Raw genomic sequence first — 12,700 nt, forward strand, 5'->3', positions numbered from 1 at the left:
TATTCACCAAATTGTTAAAATAAATTAAATAATCGAGCTAACCCTACTCCTCCAGACTATCTGCCTTTATTTTTGCCAGTCCCTGCCTCCGACGGCATTTGCGCCCCGCAACGGGACAAGGCCGGAGGAACCGGCCTTTATCACCAAAATTAGGGCTGACGCGCCGTCCGCAACGACCATAGCCGCGCGCCGAACACATTGACCAGCAGCCCCAGCATGACCAGCAGCGCTCCCAGTAGCTGCCCGGTCGACAGATTTTCGCCCAGCAACAACGCCGCGCTCAGGATACCGACCACCGGCACCAGCAGCGACAGCGGCGCCACCCGCCAGGTTTCATAACGCGACAGCAGGTTGCCCCAGATGGCGTATCCAATCAGGGTGGAAATAAACGACAGATACATCAACGCCAGCACGGTGGACAAACGAATAGACGTCAGGCTGGCGACTATCGTGTCTCCGCCTTCGAACAGCCAGGAACACAGCAGGAACGGACCAACCGGAATCAGAGCGCTCCAGACCACCAGCGACATGGCGTTCACCGTGTGACGGCGCATAATCTGCTTGTTGCAGATATTGCCACAGGCCCAGGAAGCCGCCGCCGCCAGCGTCAGCAACAGCGTGGTCAACGTCATGCCCGGCTGCGACGCGTTGGCCGTATTGCTCTCGGCCAGCACCACCATGCCCAGCGCCGCTACCAGAATCCCCAACCATTGATTCCACTGCAGCCGTTCTTCCAACCACCATGCGCCCAGCATCAGGGTAAAGAACGCCTGCGACTGGATCACCAGCGACGCCATACCCACCGGCATCCCCATTTTGATGGCGCAGAACAGAAAGGCGAACTGCCCGAAACTGATGGTCATGCCATACGCCGCCAGCCAGCGCCACGGCAACGCCGGACGCGGCACCAGCAGGATGGCGGGCAACGCCACCAGCAAAAAACGCAGCCCGGCCAGCAGAAACGGCGGCATATCATGCAGGCCGATTTTCATCACCACAAAATTAACGCCCCACACCACCACCACGCACAACGCCAGCAACTGATCTTTTATTGTCATTTTTTTCCTGCCTTCAAGAAGCACACCTGCTGATTAACCTACTGGTAAATCGGTACTGCCGACAGACACAGTTGCGCGCAATGACAGGTAATACAGAGCGCCGGTGTACAATCACGATATCCGGATACCATCACGATATCCGGTTACTCACGATATCCGGTTGCTCACGATATCCGGTTACAACCGCCACATCCGGTTTAAGAGGGAAAATCACGCATGTCCCGCGCCCAACGCCTGCTCACCCTGATCCAATTGCTGAGAAGCCATCGTTTCGCCGTGCCCGGCCCGCAGTTGGCGGACAAACTGGGCATCAGCCTGCGCACGCTGTACCGCGATATCGCCACGCTGCAATCCCAGGGCGCGCCGATTATCGGCGAAGCCGGCCTCGGCTACGTGCTGCAACCGGGTTTCACCCTGCCGCCGCTGATGTTTACCGAAGAAGAGATTGAAGCGCTGGTGCTGGGGTCGCGTTGGGTGGCCAGACAGGCGGACCCTCGTTTGCAGGAAGGCGCCAGAAGCGCACTGATGAAGATCGCCGCCGTGCTGCCCGATGCGCTGCGCGACACGCTGGACGGCACCACGCTGCTGGTGGCGCCGGCGAACCTGACGGCACGCGATAGCGTCGACCTGCAACCGCTGCGTCAGGCGATCCGCGACGGACGCAAAGTCACGCTGCATTATCAGGACGGGCAGGGCAATACCTCAACCCGCCTGATCTGGCCGTTCGTGCTGGGTTATTTCGAACAGGTCCGGGTTCTTGGCGCCTGGTGCGAAACGCGTCAGGCGTTCCGCCACTTCCGCACCGACCGCATCCTCGCCTTTGCGGTCGAAGCCGAAACCTACCCGGTGTCGCGACGCCGTCTGTTCAAACAATGGCGAGAGCAGCAAGGTATCCGATTGCCCAAAGAAGGCTACTGACAAAAACTGTCAGCGAAGCGAGATAAGGTACGAATACGGCACACAGCCGGACTTTCGAACCCAGGCGACATCCCGCGCTTATACGGGACACCGCCTGCTTATCTCTTTATCGGAGTGCATCATGACAGACGCCCATTACGTACTTTTCTACGTTGATAACCCGGCCCGCAGCGCCCGTTTCTACGGTCAACTGCTGGATCTGACCCCGGTAGAACAATCTCCCACTTTTGCGATGTTTGCGCTGAAAGCCGACCTGGTGCTGGGGCTGTGGTCAAAACACACCGTAGAGCCCGCCGTTGCCCAGCCGGGCTTTTCCAGCGAGCTGGCTTTCCGTCTGCCGGACCCGGCGGCGGTCGATGCCTGCTACGCCCGCTGGACCGCACAGGACGTGACCGTCGTTCAGATACCGACCACCGTGGACTTTGGCTACACCTTTACGGTGCTGGATCCGGACGGCCATCGTCTGCGCGTTTTTGCCTATCCCAACGCCTGAGGATAGCCGGCCAGCCCGTTGGCCTGCGGGCTGGCTGGTTTAGCGATACGGCAGGATTGCCTGTCGCCTACGCTTCAACGTAACCTGTCGGCATCACTGCTGAATTCAGGGCCTCCCGATGTCAGACACCCCCCGTTACCGCCAGATTGCCGATCACTTCATTCGGGCCATCCAGAGCGGCACGTTGCCTGCCCATCACCGGCTCCCGTCGGTGCGGGCGCTGGCGCAGCAACATGGCACCAGCGCCACCACGGCGATGAAGGTGCTGCGCACGCTGGAAGATGAGCATTTCGCCCTCGCCCGACCCAAATCCGGCTTTTTCGTCGCCGACACGCGCCGCAGCAATGCCATGACGGCGGTCCCGCAGCCGGTCGCGCTGCCGGTGCTCGACGAACAAACCGAATTGCACCTGTCGCTGGTCGGCACCGAATGCCGGGTGCGGCTCGACTTGGCTAACGGCGATAACGCGCTCTATCCGCTGAAAAAGATGGGGCGGCTCATCCGTCAGGCCAGTTACACCAATCCGATGATGCTGGGCAACGACGTCAAGGGCAGCGGCTATTTGCCGCTAAAAGAAGAGATCGCCCGTCGGGCGTTGGATTACGGCTGCCATCTGCATCCCGACGATATTCTGATCACCAACGGCTGCATCGAAGCGCTGTCGCTGTCGTTGCGGGCGGTGACCCGTAGCGGCGACGCGGTGGCGGTGCAGTCGCCCTGCTATTTCGTGCTGTTGCAGATGTTGCGCAATCTGGGATTGCGGGTGGTGGAAGTCGGGCAGGACGCCAGCGGGCATATGGATGTAGACCAACTGGAGTCGCTGTTCAGCCAGCGTCAGGTGAGCGCGTTCATCTCGCTGACCAACATCAACAATCCGCTCGGCACCAGCTTGCCGGATACCTACAAGCGCCGTATCGCCGACGCGGCGGATCGGTACGGCATCGCGCTGATTGAAGACGATACCTTCGCCGATACCGCTTTCGGCGAACAGCGGCCGTTTCCGTTACGCGCGTTCAGCCCCAATGTGCTGCTCTGCAACGGCTTTTCCAAGACGGTCGGCCCCGGCATCCGCATCGGCTGGGTCAGCAGCGCTCACTGGCAGCGCAAACTCGCCGCCCTCAAATTCACCTCCACCATGGGCACGTCGCTGACGCCGCAGGTGGCGCTGGCCGATCTGTTGCGCAATGGCGGTTACGACGCCCATCTGCGCAAACTACGCCGCGAACTGGCGCGCCAGGTTGCCCGGCTGCGTCAGGCGGTGCTGCATTACTTCCCGGCCGGCACCCAGATCTCGCAACCGGAAGGCGGCTACGCCATCTGGGTCACGCTGCCGCCGGGCTGTTGCTCGTCGCGCGATCTGTTTTCCCGCGCCCGGCAGCAGGGCATCGGCATCGCGCCGGGGCACATTTTCGCCACCGACCGGCGCTACGACCACTGCCTACGGCTCAACGCCGGTTTCGGCTGGAACGAAGAGGTACACGACGCTATTCGGCTGCTGGCGCACTGGGTGCGGGAGAACGGAACCGATCGCCCAGTGGAATTGATGCAGTAGCCAATAACATTGGTTGCCACCATAGTAGCAATCAATGCCACTTTTTCACAAAATTTGCTAATATAGTAGCAAATTTGGCATAATCAGGAGCCTTGATATGCTATCGCTACACACGGCTTACGATATTCAACAAAACCTCAAACAGCACCTGAAAGCGATGCGCAAACATCGCAAACTCTCTGTCGACGCCCTGTCCCGACAGTCCGGTGTTCCCAACAGCACTATCCGAAAGTTTGAAGCGACCGGTAATATCTCGCTAAGACAGTTTCTGATGCTGTACGAAGTACTGGGCAACCTGAACGATCTCAACATGCTCACCCATCAGTCACATACGCCGACCAGCATCGAAGAGGTGCTCAAAAATGCTTAGTGTGCCGCTGGATGTCATACGCCGCTTAAGTGATGGCCGGGACGAACGGGTTGGGCAACTGGCGGAAAACCGCCAGGGCGTCTATTTCCAGTATGACGCAGACTATCTCGCTGGCCATACATCCTCGCTCGGCCCTTTCAATCTGGTCTTCAATAATCAGCTTCAGGCAGCGCCGCACCAGCCTCATTACGGCTTACACGGCATATTTGGCGACAGTCTGCCTGATGGCTGGGGTTTGTATCTGATGGACCGATTTTTCCGCCAGCAGGGTTATAACCCCGCTCGGATTACTGCTCTGGAAAGACTGGCTTTTATCGGTCACCGTGGCCCGGGCGCATTGCGCTATGAACCAGCAATGTCCCGCCCTGATGGGGTTGGTGAAGAGCTGATTGAGCTGATTCAACTGGGTTATGCCGCTGTCGAAGAGTTCGAAGGCACGGAATCCAGCCTGATTGCGCACCTGATGAATGCCGGGGGTTCTGGCGGCGCCAGACCGAAGCTCAGCGTAACAAAAAAACCTGACGGTTCTTTTACCACTCGTCAGGATACAGCGGGCGACAAGCTGCTGGTCAAGCTCACGTCAGAAAAATTCGCTCTCCAGCACGCTGAAAGCCAGATCGAGTATCTCTATATGAAAATAGCCAGGCAGGCCGGTATTGATGTGGCTGACTTTGAGTTACTGCCTGTCGGTGAAGGGCGCTATTGGTTACAACAATCCCGATTTGACTGCGTGGGCGAAACAGGCCGGTTGCATATGGTATCCGCCAGCGGCTTGCTGGATGCGAGCTTCCGCGCCCCCTCTCTGGATTATGTCGATTTGGTCAAGGCAACGCGACTGCTGTGCGGCGTGGCGGAAGCCAGAAAGTTACTGCGCCGGGCACTGTTCAATTATCTGTTGGTCAATCAGGACGACCATGCCAAAAACTTCTCGTTTCTGGCGGACGATCAGGACAACTGGCGGCTTTCCCCGTTTTATGATGTGGTCTACAGCCCATCGCCACAGGGAGAACATATGACGGCGTTTAATGGTCATGGCTCACGAATTACCCTAAGCGCAATGGAGCAACTGGCGGGGCAGGCTGGTTTATCGGGAGCTAACGCTGTGCTCAAAATCGTGGATGAACTCTACGAAGTTGCCAAAGATTTTCATCGTGAAGCCAGCCATTTCAACCTACCAGCTCCATTGATCACCACCATTCAGCGGGAGATCGATAGCAAGTGGCGGCAATTGAGAGAATAAAGCGCCCTATCCCGTCGAACGTCTAACACAATTACTGAACTGTTATAAGGATATAAAAATGAACAAGTTACTCCCTCTGGTACTGCTGTTATCCGCCGCATCCTATGCAGCCGACGCCCCGGCGCCAAAGCATGCCGATGCGGATACGCTCAAAGCCGAGCTGACGGCTCCCAGCGCCGCCCCCGCCGCTGAAGAGGAAGAAGAGGAATACGTGGATACCGATGGCGCGGCAAAACAGGCGATTGCCTTTTATCAGTGGTATCTCGGGCAAATTATCCAGGACAAGCACCCTATTCAGGATAATGACCCGGCACTGGAGAAGTATGTCGCCCGCGACACCGTCAAGGCGCTGCGTACCTCAAAGGTTTCCATGGATGTGGATTTCTTTCTCCGGGTACAGGATTTTGACGATGACGACTGGCGGCAGAATATCAGTATCGAAAGTACCGATGCCGACCCTGTCTGCGCCAACCTGTATATGGTGTTGGGCAAAAAAAGCCCGAAACGCCTCGTCAGTTGTTATGTGCAGGAAGACGGTGCCTGGAAGCTGCGCTCGGTGACGGATCTGAACGAGATGTTTACCAAAAAATAAGTTATGCGTGTAAGGCCGCTCAGCCGATTCTGCGTATAAAAAACGGCCCCGGTTTTAATCGGGGCCGTTTTTGTTTCACTACCGATGTTACTTACCACAGACGTCAGCTTACCTGACTGTCCTCTTGCTCCACCGCAAAGCAGGCGACCAGTTGCTCGCCGTGCGGTTTCAGCTGTGGCTGCAACTGGGTACAGGTGCCGAAACGGTGCTGGCAGCGGGCGTTGAAGGCACAGCCCGGCGGCGGACTGAGCGGGCTTGGCAGCTCGCCGGTCAGCTTGATGCGTTCGCGGCGGGCGTCCGGGTTCAGGCGCGGCGTGGCGGACAACAGCGCCTGGGTATACGGATGGCGCGGGTTGCTGAAAATGGCGTCTTTGCTGCCTTTCTCCACACAGCGGCCCAGATACATCACCATCACTTCATCGGCGATGTGCTCCACCACCGACAGGTCGTGGGAGATGAATACGTAAGACAGCCCCAAATCCTGCTGCAAATCCATCATCAGGTTCAGCACCTGCGCGCGTACCGACACGTCCAGCGCGGACACCGGTTCGTCGGCGATCACCACGTCCGGGTCAAGCATCAGCCCGCGGGCGATGGCGATACGCTGGCGCTGGCCGCCGGAAAACATGTGCGGATAGCGGTCGTAGTGCTCGGTTTTCAGGCCCACTTTCGCCATCATCGCCAGCGCTTTCTCGCGGCGTTCCGCCTTGCTGAGATCGGTGTTGATCACCAGCGGCTCTTCCAGGATCTGGCCTACCTTCTTGCGCGGGTTGAGCGACGCGTACGGGTTCTGGAACACGATCTGAATTTTCTGCCGGCGCAGCTTCTGCGCCGCCGGGTCCGGCTTGAGCAGATCCTGCCCCTGATAATACAGCTCGCCGTGCGACGGGGTTTCAATCATGGTCAGCAGGCGGCCCAGCGTGGACTTGCCGCAACCGGACTCGCCCACCACCGCCAGCGTCTTGCCGCGCTCCAGCGTAAAGGATACGCCATCCAGCGCCTTTACCAGCCGCTCCGGCGCAAACAACCCTTTTTTCACCGGGTAGTGTTTTTTCAAATCAATCGCCTGCAGCAGGTACGGCTGCCCGGCGGCATTCATGGTCTGGCTCATACGGTTGGCCTCCCCGCATCATCCAGCGGTGTATGACATTTCACCTGACGACCGGGGATGTCCCGCATCTCAGGCTCTTCCTGGCGGCAGCGATCGCTGGCGTACGGGCAGCGCGGATTGAGCAGGCAGCCGTTCGGCCGGTCGTATTTGCCCGGCACCACGCCCGGCAGCGATGCCAGCCGGGACTTGTCCACCGCGAATTCCGGCAGCGCGCGCAGCAGCGCCTGGGTATAGGGGTGACGCGGAGCGCGGAAAATGTCCGCCGCCTTGCCAGATTCCACCACCTGCCCGGCGTACATCACGATGATGTGGTGCGCCGCTTCCGCCACCAGCGCCAGATCGTGGGTAATCAGGATCAGCGCCATGTTCTCTTTCTGCTGCAACTCCAGCAGCAGTTCGATGATCTGCGCCTGAATGGTCACGTCCAGCGCCGTCGTCGGTTCGTCGGCGATCAGCAGCTTCGGCCGACAGGCAATCGCCATGGCGATCATCACGCGCTGGCTCATCCCGCCCGACAGCTGGTGCGGATACACATCCAGCCGCGATTCCGGGTCGGGAATACCCACCTGATTCAACAGGTCGATCGCCCGCTGACGGCGAGTTTTACGGTTACCGCCCTGATGCACCTTGATGGCCTCCATAATCTGGAAACCCACGGTGTAGCAAGGGTTGAGGCTGGTCATCGGGTCCTGGAAGATCATCGCCACTTCCGCCCCCACCAGTTGACGCCGTTCCTTGTCGGACAGCGTCTGCAGGTCGCGCTGGTTGAACTCCAGCCGGTCGGCCATCACCTTGCCGGGGAAATCAATCAACCCCATGATCGCCAGCGAACTGACCGATTTACCCGAGCCGGACTCGCCGACGATGCCGACCACCTGCCCTTGCTCCACCTGATAGCTGATGCGGTCTACCGCGCGAAACGGCAGCCCCTCGTCGCCAAAGTGCACCGACAGTTTCTCTACGTTGAGTAACGCCATCTCTCTACCTCTATTACTGCTTGAGTTTGGGGTCGAGAGCATCACGCAGGCCGTCCCCCATCAGGTTAAATGCCAATACCGTCAGCAGAATCGCCAGACCGGGGAACGTCACCACCCACCAGGCGCTCTGCGCAAACTGCAGCACGTCGGAGAGCATGGTGCCCCATTCCGGTGTGGGCGGCTGTGCGCCCATGCCGAGGAACCCAAGCGCGGCCATGTCGAGAATGGCGTTGGAAAAACCCATCGATGCCTGCACGATCAACGGCGCCAGACAGTTAGGGAAAATGTTGACGAACATCTGGCGCAGCGGACCGGCGCCCGCCACGCGCGAAGCGGTGACGTAGTCGCGGTTGACTTCCACCAGCACCGCGGCGCGGGTCAGGCGCACGTAATGCGGCAGCGACACGAAGGTCAGCGCCAGCGACGCATTGACGATGGATGGCCCGAAAATCGCCACCAGCACCAGCGCCAGCAGCAGGCTCGGCAGCGCCAGCATGATATCCACCAGACGCATGATGGCGGCATCGACCGCGCCGCCGAAGTAACCGGCGACCAGACCGAAGACGACGCCGAGGATCAGCGACATCACCACCACCAGACAGCCCACCAGCAGCGACAGGCGCGCGCCGTACATCAGGCGCGACAGCACATCGCGGCCGACATCGTCAGTACCGAAGAGGTACTGCCAGCTGCCGCCCTCCTGCCATACCGGCGGTTTAAGCAGCGCGTCGCGGAACTGCTCGGCCGGCGAATGCGGCGCCAGCACGCTGGCCCCAATCGCCACCACCAGCATCAGAATGATGTAGACCAGGCCGACCACGGCCCCTTTGTTACGTTTGAAATAGTGCCAGAACTCCTGCAGCGGGGTCATCGGCTTCGGCGCAGTCGTCGCTGCGGATTCGGTAACGTGAGTCATCTCCGCTTCCCCTTATTTCTTATGCCGGATACGCGGGTTCACCACGCCGTAGAGCACATCCACCAGCAGGTTCACCAGAATAATCATGGTGGCGACCAGCAATACCCCGCTCTGCACCACCGGATAGTCGCGGCGCTGCAGCGCATCGATCAGCCAGCGGCCCAGCCCCGGCCAGGAGAAAATGGTTTCGGTCAGGATCGCCCCGGCCAGCATGGTGCCCACCTGCAAGCCGATCACCGTCACCACCGGCAGCATGGCGTTGCGCAACGCATGCACCACAATCACCCGCAGCCGGCCCAGCCCCTTGGCGCGAGCGGTACGGATATAGTCCTCGCCCAGCACTTCCAGCATCGCCGAGCGCGTCATACGTACAATCACCGCCAGCGGAATGGTGCCGAGCACAATAGCCGGCAGCACCATGTGCATCACGGCATCTTTGAAGTCGCCTTCCGCGCCCCAGATTAAGGTGTCGATCAGCATAAAGCCGGTCAGCGGCAGGGAATCATCCAGAAACACGGTGTCGCCCACCCGGCCGGATACCGGCGTCAGGTTCAACTGCACCGATACCAGCATGATCAGCATCATGCCCCACCAGAAAATCGGCATGGAGTAGCCGGTCAGCGCGATGCTGACCGCGGTATGATCGAACACGGAACCGCGCTTGACCGCCGCCAGCACCCCGACCGGAATACCGACGATCACCGCGAAAATCATCGCGCAGACGCCCAGTTCCAGCGTGGCTTTGAACCGCGGCACGAATTCGTCCCAGACCGGTATGCGGCTCTTCAGGGACATGCCCAGATCGCCGTGCAACACACCGTTGATGTAGTGGAGGTATTGCTCCCAAAGAGGCTTGTCCAGCCCCAGTTCCGCCATCAGCTGCGCGTGGCGCTCCGGAGAAATACCGCGCTCACCTGCCATGATCATCACCGGGTCGCCGGGGATCAGGTGCACGAAAGCGAAAGTCAGTAGGGTAATACCGATAAACGTTGGGATAACCAGCCCCAAACGACGGAGTATGAACTGCAACATATCCCGAACTCTCTGTGCTTCTCTTATTAGAGATAAAGGGCCCGATGGCGCTCACCATCGAGCCTGACATTGCTCACTGCGTTAAAACGGGCGTTGAAGCGCCCCCTGCCGTTCCCCTACAGAAACACTCGTCTCTAGAAACAACAGGGGCGACAGCGCTGCCATCGCCCATAAAGGTGACGTGATAGATAATTAATCTACTGATACGTGATTGAAGCTGTGCACGCCGCGCGGCTCGATGACGTAGCCTTTCACGTTTTTACGGATCGGTTCATACACGGTGGAGTGCGCCACAATCAGCGCCGGAGCCTGATCGTGCATCACAACCTGAGCCTGCTTGTACAGTTCGATACGTTTAGCCTGATCGGACACCGCGCGAGCCGGCTGGATCAGGTCTTCAAACGGCTTGTAGCACCATTTGGAGTAGTTGGAGCCTTTTTTCGCCGCGTCGCAGCTGAACAGGGTAGCCAGGAAGTTATCCGGATCCCCGTTATCGCCGGTCCAGCCCATCAGCACGGTCTGGTGTTCGCCGGCTTTGGCGCGTTTGAGGTACTCGCCCCACTCGTAGGTAACGATCTTGGCTTTCACGCCTACTTTCGCCCAGTCAGCCTGAATCATCTCCGCCATGCGGCGGGCATTCGGGTTGTACGGACGCTGTACCGGCATCGCCCACAGGTCGATTTCAAAACCGTTTTCCAGACCCGCTTCTTTCAGCAGCGCTTTGGCTTTAGCCGGATCGTAAGCGTAATCTTTAATGTCGTCGTTATAGCCCCACATGGTCGGCGGAATCAGGTTTTTCGCGGCCTGACCGGCGCCCTGATAAACCGCTTCGATGATCGCCTGCTTGTTCACCGCGTAAGTCAGCGCCTGACGCACTTTCACGTTATCCAGCGGTTTCTTCTCGACGTTGAACGACAGGTAACCCACGTTCAGGCCCGGCTTCTGCAGCAGTTCAATGTTCTTGTCCTGCTTCATGCTGGCCAGATCCGCCGGGTTCGGGTACGGCATCACCTGACATTCGTCTTTCTGCAGCTTGGCGTAACGCACGGATGCATCCGGCGTAATGGAGAAGACCAGACGGTCGATGCCCGGCTTGGTGCCCCAGAAGCTGTCAAAACGTTTGTAGAGGATGCGGGAATCTTTCTGGTACTGCTGCAACTGGAACGGACCGGTACCGATCGGATCCAGGTCGATTTTCTCCGGCGAACCGGCTTTCAGCATTTTGTCGCCGTACTCGGCGGACATGATGGAGGCAAAGTCCATCGCCAGGTCGGCCAGGAACGGCGCTTCGGCGCGGGTCAGTTGGAAACGGACGGTATAGTCGTCCACTTTCTCGATTTTGCTGATCAGCTCCGGCATACCCATGCCTTCAAAGTATTCGTAGCTGCCGCCGGAAACTTTGTGGAACGGGTGGTTGGCGTCGATCTGACGCTGGAAGGAGAACAGTACGTCGTCAGCGTTGAAGGTACGGCTCGGTTTGAACTCTTTGTTATCCTGCCACTTCACGTCTTTGCGCAGGTGGAAAGTATAGGTTTTGCCGTCGGCGCTGATATCCCATTTTTCGGCCAGACCCGGTTCAATTTCCGTGGTGCCGTTTTTGAACTCAACCAGACGGTTGTAGATAGGAATGGAGCTGGCGTCAAAAGTGGTGCCGGACGTGAACAGCTGCGGGTTAAAACCTTCCGGAGAACCTTCTGAGCAATACACCAGGGTTTTTGCCTGTACACCGGCGGCAACGGACAGCGCCAGCAAACCAAGGCTGAATTTCAGCACCCTTGATTTCATCAGGGATTTAGCCATTACATGAACTCCATTGTGGATGTTGTGTGTCAGTCAGACCTGTTGTTGTCATCGCGATCGTTGTCGTCGTGACTGTTGTCATTGCAACATGGCTATCGCGATTGGGGTTATCGCGACGGTTTTTATCGCGGTGGTCTGTACTTTTCTCTGTTTCAGCCCGAGGAACGCGTCCGGAGACTGATGTAATAGTAAACAGGGAGAGACAACAGTGCGGGACAAGCAGGAAAACCCCCGCCAGCCCTGTCGGATCAACCATAATGATTCCAGGTACTCTGCCGCCCTCCTCCTTGTGACGCCCACAATGTGTCAACAGATCACAATCGCGTCAATATAACCTGTTAGGATTTACAAACAGAAACCACAGAATCATCATGGTATAAAGTTAGCTTAAACCACCACTTTATTGGTGATAAGGTCCGCAAAATAACAAAAAAACAACAGGTAGCACCATAAAAACAGCGTCATACAATAATTATCACCATGTAAGAACTCATAGGAAAATCCTCTCGAATGATGAATTACTGCACAATAAAGCGTGTTAAAAAGGTTAAAATCAGGTGAAAATACTGACAAAACCCTGACATGGATGATGTATTCCTATCATCCCTGCTGCCCTTTCTGTAACTATTTGCGCACTATAA

Annotated in this window: 12 protein-coding genes; 6 read left to right on the plus strand and 6 right to left on the minus strand. The window is 58.1% G+C overall.

Features of this window, described 5'->3' with window-relative positions:
- Nucleotides 1–149 precede the first annotated feature (149 nt).
- Entirely contained in the window at nt 150–1,058 is a 909-nt protein-coding gene (locus CVE23_RS21705) for an EamA family transporter (RefSeq protein WP_100850322.1), read from the minus strand.
- 216 nt (nt 1,059–1,274) lie between these two features.
- On the opposite strand from CVE23_RS21705, the gene CVE23_RS21710 reads away from it, so the two are divergent.
- From CVE23_RS21710 to CVE23_RS21735, 6 genes are all read left to right on the plus strand, one after another.
- Nucleotides 1,275–1,976 (plus strand): helix-turn-helix transcriptional regulator, encoded by a 702-nt coding sequence (locus CVE23_RS21710; RefSeq protein ID WP_100850323.1) that lies wholly within the window; start codon nt 1,275–1,277, stop codon nt 1,974–1,976.
- A gap of 121 nt (nt 1,977–2,097) precedes the next feature.
- Nucleotides 2,098–2,469, plus strand: coding sequence for a VOC family protein (locus tag CVE23_RS21715; RefSeq protein ID WP_038917414.1), 372 nt, complete (start codon nt 2,098–2,100; stop codon nt 2,467–2,469).
- A 118-nt stretch (nt 2,470–2,587) separates the two neighbouring features.
- Entirely contained in the window at nt 2,588–4,021 is a 1,434-nt protein-coding gene (locus tag CVE23_RS21720; protein ID WP_100850324.1) for an aminotransferase-like domain-containing protein, read from the plus strand.
- 97 nt (nt 4,022–4,118) lie between these two features.
- The gene (locus tag CVE23_RS21725) at nt 4,119–4,391 is read left to right on the plus strand and encodes a helix-turn-helix domain-containing protein (protein WP_049853795.1); all 273 of its coding nucleotides are present in this window, start codon (nt 4,119–4,121) and stop codon (nt 4,389–4,391) included.
- Nucleotides 4,384–5,631, plus strand: a complete 1,248-nt coding sequence (locus tag CVE23_RS21730) for a type II toxin-antitoxin system HipA family toxin (protein WP_100850325.1) — start codon at nt 4,384–4,386, stop codon at nt 5,629–5,631. The genes CVE23_RS21725 and CVE23_RS21730 overlap by 8 nt, the downstream gene beginning before the upstream one ends.
- Nucleotides 5,632–5,689: 58 nt before the next feature.
- Complete coding sequence (locus CVE23_RS21735) at nt 5,690–6,223, plus strand: DUF3828 domain-containing protein (protein WP_049853797.1); 534 nt, start codon at nt 5,690–5,692, stop codon at nt 6,221–6,223.
- A 103-nt stretch (nt 6,224–6,326) separates the two neighbouring features.
- Here CVE23_RS21735 and dppF read toward each other — a convergent pair whose 3' ends face one another.
- The 5 genes from dppF to dppA all read right to left on the minus strand — a co-directional run bounded on the left by dppF (nt 6,327) and on the right by dppA (nt 12,059).
- Nucleotides 6,327–7,322: a dipeptide ABC transporter ATP-binding subunit DppF gene (dppF, locus tag CVE23_RS21740; protein WP_371206762.1), complete on the minus strand. Its 996-nt coding sequence runs from the start codon at nt 7,320–7,322 to the stop codon at nt 6,327–6,329.
- Nucleotides 7,323–7,330: 8 nt separating this feature from the next.
- Nucleotides 7,331–8,311, minus strand: coding sequence for a dipeptide ABC transporter ATP-binding protein (gene dppD, locus CVE23_RS21745; protein ID WP_033568951.1), 981 nt, complete (start codon nt 8,309–8,311; stop codon nt 7,331–7,333).
- Between the two features lie 13 nt (nt 8,312–8,324).
- Nucleotides 8,325–9,227, minus strand: a complete 903-nt coding sequence (dppC, locus tag CVE23_RS21750) for a dipeptide ABC transporter permease DppC (protein ID WP_038917409.1) — start codon at nt 9,225–9,227, stop codon at nt 8,325–8,327.
- A 12-nt stretch (nt 9,228–9,239) separates the two neighbouring features.
- On the minus strand, nt 9,240–10,259 hold the full coding sequence (gene dppB / locus CVE23_RS21755) for a dipeptide ABC transporter permease DppB (protein ID WP_038664321.1): 1,020 nt from the start codon (nt 10,257–10,259) through the stop codon (nt 9,240–9,242).
- Between the two features lie 192 nt (nt 10,260–10,451).
- Entirely contained in the window at nt 10,452–12,059 is a 1,608-nt protein-coding gene (dppA, locus tag CVE23_RS21760; RefSeq protein WP_038917407.1) for a dipeptide ABC transporter periplasmic-binding protein DppA, read from the minus strand.
- Between the last annotated feature and the right edge of the window lie 641 nt (nt 12,060–12,700).

Origin of the sequence: Dickeya fangzhongdai, assembly GCF_002812485.1 — a bacterium.
Taxonomy (GTDB): Bacteria; Pseudomonadota; Gammaproteobacteria; order Enterobacterales; family Enterobacteriaceae; genus Dickeya; species Dickeya fangzhongdai.